This window comes from Neisseria sp. P0008.S004 (assembly GCF_051962755.1).
Lineage (GTDB): Bacteria > Pseudomonadota > Gammaproteobacteria > Burkholderiales > Neisseriaceae > Neisseria > Neisseria subflava_A.
Genome location: NZ_JBQCUZ010000067.1, coordinates 1 through 228 on the forward strand (window position 1 = coordinate 1; position 228 = coordinate 228).

At 50.4% G+C, this 228-nt stretch carries 1 pseudogene; it reads right to left on the reverse strand.

The features are described 5' to 3' along the window. Positions 1–228: pseudogene (locus tag ACTHSW_RS10965) on the reverse strand (IS5/IS1182 family transposase); the annotation flags it as partial.

Below are 228 nucleotides of genomic sequence, written 5' to 3' on the forward strand. Positions count from 1 at the left end.
GCTGACTTGTCCTTCTTCATCGACTTCTATGGCCTGACGCTGTTTGCTGCCGGCGGTCTGAATAATGGTGGCGTCAATGACGGTGGCAGATGCTTTCTCTACTTTTAGGTTTTTTTCGGTCAGTTGTCGGTTAATCAGTTTTAGCAGTTCAGACAGGGTGTCGTCTTGCGCCAGCCAGTTGCGGTAGCGGCATAAGGTGCTGTAATCGGGGATGCTCAGTTCGTCAAA